The 7,649-nt window shown below is 54.4% G+C and carries 3 protein-coding genes, 2 tRNA genes and 3 rRNA genes (1 of these 8 cut by a window edge); all 8 read right to left on the reverse strand.

Annotated features, from left to right (window positions below):
- Positions 1 to 160: 160 nt before the first annotated feature.
- The gene (locus tag EPZ47_RS25065; RefSeq protein WP_135847178.1) at positions 161 to 2,464 is read right to left on the reverse strand and encodes a PqiB family protein; all 2,304 of its coding nucleotides are present in this window, start codon (positions 2,462 to 2,464) and stop codon (positions 161 to 163) included.
- Positions 2,457 to 3,080, reverse strand: a complete 624-nt coding sequence (locus tag EPZ47_RS25070) for a paraquat-inducible protein A (RefSeq protein ID WP_135847179.1) — start codon at positions 3,078 to 3,080, stop codon at positions 2,457 to 2,459. Before EPZ47_RS25070 ends, EPZ47_RS25065 begins: the two co-directional genes overlap by 8 nt.
- Entirely contained in the window at positions 3,067 to 3,726 is a 660-nt protein-coding gene (locus EPZ47_RS25075; RefSeq protein WP_135847180.1) for a paraquat-inducible protein A, read from the reverse strand. Before EPZ47_RS25075 ends, EPZ47_RS25070 begins: the two co-directional genes overlap by 14 nt.
- A 149-nt stretch (positions 3,727 to 3,875) precedes the next feature.
- Positions 3,876 to 3,991, reverse strand: a 5S ribosomal RNA gene (rrf, locus tag EPZ47_RS25080).
- A gap of 149 nt (positions 3,992 to 4,140) precedes the next feature.
- Positions 4,141 to 7,032, reverse strand: a 23S ribosomal RNA gene (locus tag EPZ47_RS25085).
- A 239-nt stretch (positions 7,033 to 7,271) separates the two neighbouring features.
- Positions 7,272 to 7,347: transfer RNA gene (locus EPZ47_RS25090), tRNA-Ala, on the reverse strand.
- A gap of 10 nt (positions 7,348 to 7,357) precedes the next feature.
- A tRNA-Ile gene (locus EPZ47_RS25095) sits at positions 7,358 to 7,434 on the reverse strand.
- Positions 7,435 to 7,556: 122 nt separating this feature from the next.
- Positions 7,557 to 7,649: ribosomal RNA gene (locus EPZ47_RS25100) — 16S ribosomal RNA — on the reverse strand; it runs 1,444 nt beyond the window's last position.
- Together the 16S, 23S and 5S rRNA genes with 2 tRNA genes alongside form the textbook arrangement of a ribosomal RNA operon.

Here is a 7,649-nt window from a genome sequence, read left to right on the forward strand (position 1 = left end):
TTCATTGCGCTATTTTTGAGTCTTCAGCGCTACTGATGGCCTCATCGCGAGCAAGCTCGCTCCCACATTGGATTAGCGTCGTGCTTGATCTCTATGAACAACACTGCCCCCTGTGGGAGCGAGCTTGCTCGCGATGGCGTCAGTACAGGCGACGCTATTGTTACTTACCGAGGCTGATCTTCGGCGCCCAGGTCAGCCACTCATCTTCAAACTTGTCGAACAGCGGGAAGGTCTGCTGCGGCCGCGCCGGACTGCCCATTCTCTCGCCATCCGGCGTTGCGAAGGCAATGCCACCCTGGATCAGCGTTTCCAAAGATTCAGTTCGTACCGTCGCCCCTTTGAACAGACCGAAGTCCAGACCAAAGCCACTGGTATTCCAGAATCGCGTACCGCTACGCACCAACGGCGCATATTTTGGCTCGATCAGGACATGGATCAGCACCCGGTCCGCCGTCTGGCCCAGCTCATAACCGGTGACCTTGCCCACGGTTATCTCTCGGTAGGTCACCGGTACGCCAGTCTTCAACGAACCACGGCGAGCCGCGCTCAGTACCAGGCTCAAACCTGCTTCGGGCGCAGCGCTTTCCGGAGGGCTGGCCAGGGCCACGAAGCTTTTCTGCGGCCCGAGGTTTTTCGCCGAGGGCTGCACTTCGATGTACTGCCCGGTCACCAGCGTCTCCAGGTTGGAAGTCTTGATCAGCCCCAGCTCAGGCTTGACCACCCAGAACTGCGAACCGACCCGGGCAATGCGCTCTGGCACTTCGGTGATCCGCGCAGTGAGCAGTACCGATTGCAGATCGCCGCTGAGGTCCACATCCTCGATCTTGCCCACATCCAGCCCCTTGAAGCGGATCGGCGTACCGCTGTGCAAACCGTCGGCGCGGTCGACTTTGATCGTCACCACGGTGCCATTCTGTTGCGCGGCTTCGCGGTCCTCAAACAAGCGGAACCGGGGGATGCGCCTTTTCAACGGTACATTGGGCTCCGGCGTCTCGAAGGAAATCCCCCCGGCCATCAGGCTCTGCAAGGATTCACTCTTGACCTGGATCCCGCCTGTCAAACCACCGGTGAGAGTAATGCCGCTGGCGTTCCAGAACCGCGTCGAGCCGTTGACCAGCCCTTCGTATTCCTTCTCGATATGCACACCAATGATCAGCTGCTTTTTCTTGCGGGAGAACTGGTAGCTCTGCACCGACCCGACCTTGACCTGTTTGTAGAGGATTGGACTGCCAACCTCCAGCGATCCGAGGTTCTCGGTGAGCAAGACCAGGTGCAGGCCCGGTGAACGCAAGTCCAGCGGCGGCGCCTTCGCCCTGGCTTCGAACTCCCGTTGCGGCGCACCGCCCTTATCGCCTGGCCGGACGGCAATGTAGTTACCCTTGACCAGCGCCTCCAGACCGGTGATACCCGCCAGGGAGATCGACGGCTTGACGACCCAGAACTGAGTGCCGGTCACCAGATAGTCTTCAGCCAATGGGTCCAGGGTCAATTCAGCAGTAGCACTGGACAGGTCCGAGTCAACTTTGAGGGTCTTCAGGCTGCCAACCTGGATGCCTTTGTACATCACTGGCGTACGACCGGCTTGCAACCCTTCGAAGTCACTGAGTTTGACCTTCACCCGGATGCCGGCAGCCGCCGCGTCAAAGTCTTCGTAAAGACGAAACGGCAGGCTTGGGTCCGTTGGCGGACTGTCCTTGCGGCTTTCCGGCGTGGCGAAGGCAATCCCCCCGGCCACGATACTGGCCAACGACTCGCTGCGCACTTTGACGCCTGACAGGTTGGCATCGATGCTGATGCCGCTGGCGTTCCAGAAACGCGTGTGCTTGCGTACCAGGTTGGCATAGGTCGGCTCGATGAAGACTTTGACCTCAACCTTGCTCTGGTCCTCCGACAACAGGTAACTCTTCACCTGGCCGACCTGAATCTGTTTGTAGAACACCGGGCTGCCACGGTCGAGCGAGCCCAGTCGGTCAGCCTTGAGGGTCAGGTGCAAACCTGGCTTGGAGTCCGACAGTGGCGGCTCTTCGGCCAGGGCTTTGAATTTACGGGTCGACTCCCCTTCACCCGGGCTGATAGCCACGTAATTACCCGACACCAGCGTTTCCAGGCCGGTGATCCCCGCCAGGCTCACGCTCGGCTTGACCAGCCAGAAACGCGTTCCGGTCTTGAGGTATTGCTCGACATCCTTGTTCATTTCGATGGTCGCGACCACTCCCTTGGAGCTGCCTTCGTCATCCAGCGTGAGGGCCTTCACTTTGCCGACCGGCATGCCTTTGTAGACAACTTCAGTCTTGTTGAGCTGAATGCCTTCACCGCTCTCAAAGCGCACGCTGATCTGGATTCCGGTATCGGTATAAGCCCTCCAGCCGAGCCAGCCACCGATGATCAAGGCAATCAGCGGCAAGACCCAGATGGCTGACCAGTTCGAAGCCGGTCGGGTTTTAGCGGTAGGCAAATCAGTCATGGTCGTCATCCGACTCCGTGTTATCCCAAATCAGTCGGGGATCAAAGGTTACTGCAGCAATCATTGTCAAAATCACTACGCTGGCAAACGCAATCGCGCCGAGACCGGCTTCGACACTGGCAAGCCGACCGAAATTCACCACAGCCACCAAAATGGCGATCACGAAAATATCCAGCATCGACCAGCGGCCAATGAACTCAATAAAGCGATACATGAGGATACGTTGCTGTGCAGACATGGGCTGGTGCCGCTGCACGGAAAACAGTAACAAGGCGATGCCCACCAGTTTGAAAGTGGGTACGACGATACTGGCGATGAACACCACCGCGGCGATAGGAATCATGCCGTGTTGTACCAACTCGATGACCCCGGACATGATGGTACTCGGAGCACCCTGGCCCAGCGAGTTGATGGTCATGATCGGCAACATGTTGGCCGGGATGTAGAGAATCGCCGCCGTGATCAACAATGCCCAGGTGCGCATCAAGCTGTTCGGGCGACGGGGATGAACCAGTGCGCCACAACGGGTACAGGTTTGTTGGTCAGCGTCCGCATCCTGCCGGTTCAACTCATGGCATTCAGTACAGATCAGAATGCCTGCATCAATCGCCCGCATGGGCATCCTCTCCTGATAACGCTTGCCAGATCTGATGTGGCGACATGACCACCTCCAGCCAGACCTGGACCAGCAACAAACTGACAAAGCACACCAGGCCAAGGCCTACGGTAATCGCTGCCATATCCGCTAACTTGACGATGGCTACCAGTACGCCCATGAGGTAGACCTCGAGCATTCCCCAGTCTCGCAAATGGTGATAAATGCGGTACAGCAACAGACCGTAACTACGGCCTATATTGAAGCGAATGGTCAGCAGCACAGCCAGCTGGCAAAGCAGCTTGAGCAACGGAATGCCCATGCTGCATAGGAACACCACCACCGATACGCCCTGCATGCCAGTATCGAACAGACCGATCACACCACTCCAGACGGTGTCCTGGGAGGACTGCCCGAGCAAATTGAGTTGCATGATGGGTAAGAAGTTTGCCGGCACATATAACAGCAGAGCGGCGATGACCAAGGCAAGACTGCGTTCGACCACATTGTGCCGATGGGCGTAGAGCTCATACCCGCAACGGGGGCACTCGGCTTTTTCGCCGTGGGCCAGTTGCGGCTTGCGCATCAACAGGTCGCACTCATGGCACGCCACCAGATCATCCAGAGGTAAATCTGACAATCGATGAGTGTCTGACGGATCGGACATAAAAGAGCTCTGGCTCAGCTAAGTTGGGGCTATTCTAGTGCTGTAACTCGAAAATAACTGTGCAAATTTATCAAGCTTTCGCACACGCTTTTCTTGCAGGCAAAACAAAACCCCTACCTGCATCAGCAGATAGGGGTTTCGGAATTTAATCTTGACGATGACCTACTCTCACATGGGGAAACCCCACACTACCATCGGCGATGCATCGTTTCACTACTGAGTTCGGGATGGGATCAGGTGGTTCCAATGCTCTATGGTCGTCAAGAAATTCGGTAGCCGGTGCGTGCCTTGCGGTCACGTGCCAGCGAATGGGTATGCGATAGTTTGTGTGTTTGCTGCGAACTTTCGGTTCATATCGTCTTCACACACCGCAATCTGGTGCCCTTTCAGGTCAGCAAATTGCTTGGGTGTTATATGGTCAAGCCTCACGGGCAATTAGTACAGGTTAGCTCAACGCCTCACAGCGCTTACACACCCTGCCTATCAACGTCGTAGTCTTCGACGGCCCTTCAGGGGACTCAAGGTCCCAGTGAGATCTCATCTTGAGGCAAGTTTCCCGCTTAGATGCTTTCAGCGGTTATCTTTCCCGAACATAGCTACCCGGCAATGCCACTGGCGTGACAACCGGAACACCAGAGGTTCGTCCACTCCGGTCCTCTCGTACTAGGAGCAGCCCCTCTCAAATCTCAAACGTCCACGGCAGATAGGGACCGAACTGTCTCACGACGTTCTAAACCCAGCTCGCGTACCACTTTAAATGGCGAACAGCCATACCCTTGGGACCGGCTTCAGCCCCAGGATGTGATGAGCCGACATCGAGGTGCCAAACACCGCCGTCGATATGAACTCTTGGGCGGTATCAGCCTGTTATCCCCGGAGTACCTTTTATCCGTTGAGCGATGGCCCTTCCATACAGAACCACCGGATCACTAAGACCTACTTTCGTACCTGCTCGACGTGTCTGTCTCGCAGTCAAGCGCGCTTTTGCCTTTATACTCTACGACCGATTTCCGACCGGTCTGAGCGCACCTTCGTACTCCTCCGTTACTCTTTAGGAGGAGACCGCCCCAGTCAAACTACCCACCATACACTGTCCTCGATCCGGATAACGGACCTGAGTTAGAACCTCAAAGTTGCCAGGGTGGTATTTCAAGGATGGCTCCACGCGAACTGGCGTCCACGCTTCAAAGCCTCCCACCTATCCTACACAAGCAAATTCAAAGTCCAGTGCAAAGCTATAGTAAAGGTTCACGGGGTCTTTCCGTCTAGCCGCGGATACACTGCATCTTCACAGCGATTTCAATTTCACTGAGTCTCGGGTGGAGACAGCGCCGCCATCGTTACGCCATTCGTGCAGGTCGGAACTTACCCGACAAGGAATTTCGCTACCTTAGGACCGTTATAGTTACGGCCGCCGTTTACCGGGGCTTCGATCAAGAGCTTCGCGTTAGCTAACCCCATCAATTAACCTTCCGGCACCGGGCAGGCGTCACACCCTATACGTCCACTTTCGTGTTTGCAGAGTGCTGTGTTTTTAATAAACAGTCGCAGCGGCCTGGTATCTTCGACCGGCGTGGGCTTACGCAGCAAGTGCTTCACCCTCACCGGCGCACCTTCTCCCGAAGTTACGGTGCCATTTTGCCTAGTTCCTTCACCCGAGTTCTCTCAAGCGCCTTGGTATTCTCTACCCAACCACCTGTGTCGGTTTGGGGTACGGTTCCTGGTTACCTGAAGCTTAGAAGCTTTTCTTGGAAGCATGGCATCAACCACTTCGTCACCCAAAAGGTAACTCGTCATCAGCTCTCGGCCTTAAGATCCCGGATTTACCTAAGATCTCAGCCTACCACCTTAAACTTGGACAACCAACGCCAAGCTGGCCTAGCCTTCTCCGTCCCTCCATCGCAATAACCAGAAGTACAGGAATATTAACCTGTTTTCCATCGACTACGCTTTTCAGCCTCGCCTTAGGGACCGACTAACCCTGCGTCGATTAACGTTGCGCAGGAAACCTTGGTCTTTCGGCGTGGGTGTTTTTCACACCCATTGTCGTTACTCATGTCAGCATTCGCACTTCTGATACCTCCAGCAAGCTTCTCAACTCACCTTCACAGGCTTACAGAACGCTCCTCTACCGCATCACTTGCGTGATACCCGTAGCTTCGGTGTATGGTTTGAGCCCCGTTACATCTTCCGCGCAGGCCGACTCGACTAGTGAGCTATTACGCTTTCTTTAAAGGGTGGCTGCTTCTAAGCCAACCTCCTAGCTGTCTAAGCCTTCCCACATCGTTTCCCACTTAACCATAACTTTGGGACCTTAGCTGACGGTCTGGGTTGTTTCCCTTTTCACGACGGACGTTAGCACCCGCCGTGTGTCTCCCATGCTCGGCACTTGTAGGTATTCGGAGTTTGCATCGGTTTGGTAAGTCGGGATGACCCCCTAGCCGAAACAGTGCTCTACCCCCTACAGTGATACATGAGGCGCTACCTAAATAGCTTTCGAGGAGAACCAGCTATCTCCGAGCTTGATTAGCCTTTCACTCCGATCCACAGGTCATCCGCTAACTTTTCAACGGTAGTCGGTTCGGTCCTCCAGTTAGTGTTACCCAACCTTCAACCTGCCCATGGATAGATCGCCCGGTTTCGGGTCTATTCCCAGCGACTAGACGCCCTATTAAGACTCGCTTTCGCTACGCCTCCCCTATTCGGTTAAGCTCGCCACTGAAAATAAGTCGCTGACCCATTATACAAAAGGTACGCAGTCACCCAACAAAGTGGGCTCCCACTGCTTGTACGCATACGGTTTCAGGATCTATTTCACTCCCCTCTCCGGGGTTCTTTTCGCCTTTCCCTCACGGTACTAGTTCACTATCGGTCAGTCAGTAGTATTTAGCCTTGGAGGATGGTCCCCCCATATTCAGACAAAGTTTCTCGTGCTCCGTCCTACTCGATTTCACTTCTAAGATCCTTTCGCGTACAGGGCTATCACCCACTATGGCCGCACTTTCCAGAGCGTTCCGCTAAAATCAAAGAAGCTTAAGGGCTAGTCCCCGTTCGCTCGCCACTACTAAGGGAATCTCGGTTGATTTCTTTTCCTCAGGGTACTTAGATGTTTCAGTTCCCCTGGTTCGCCTCTTGCACCTATGTATTCAGTACAAGATAACCATCTTATGATGGCTGGGTTCCCCCATTCAGACATCTCCGGATCAAAGTCTGTTTGCCGACTCCCCGAAGCTTTTCGCAGGCTACCACGTCTTTCATCGCCTCTGACTGCCAAGGCATCCACCGTATGCGCTTCTTCACTTGACCATATAACCCCAAGCAATCTGGTTATACTGTGAAGACGACATTCGCCGAAAATTCGCATGCTCAAAGAGCAACTCACAAATTTTACCTTAGCCTGATCCGTTACCAGTGAAAGTAACGTTCAGTCTATCTTTCTATCACATACCCAAATTTTTAAAGAACGATCTAATCAAAAGACTAGAAATCAACATTCACCATCTTATTGATGGAATGCTCATTTCTAAGCTTTCAGAAGCAGTTTATGGTGGAGCCAAGCGGGATCGAACCGCTGACCTCCTGCGTGCAAGGCAGGCGCTCTCCCAGCTGAGCTATGGCCCCATAACAAAATTGGTGGGTCTGGGCAGATTCGAACTGCCGACCTCACCCTTATCAGGGGTGCGCTCTAACCAACTGAGCTACAGACCCAATTTCGAGCTTGTAACTGTTAGCGTGAGCTATCAGCTTGGAGCTTAAAGCTGCTTCTATCGTCTTCTTCAATGAATCAAGCAATTCGTGTGGGAGCTCATGGAGCAGCTGCGGTCGTCGATTAAGGAGGTGATCCAGCCGCAGGTTCCCCTACGGCTACCTTGTTACGACTTCACCCCAGTCATGAATCACACCGTGGTAACCGTCCCCCCGAA

Origin of the sequence: Pseudomonas viciae (assembly GCF_004786035.1) — a bacterium.
Classification (GTDB): domain Bacteria; phylum Pseudomonadota; class Gammaproteobacteria; order Pseudomonadales; family Pseudomonadaceae; genus Aquipseudomonas; species Aquipseudomonas viciae.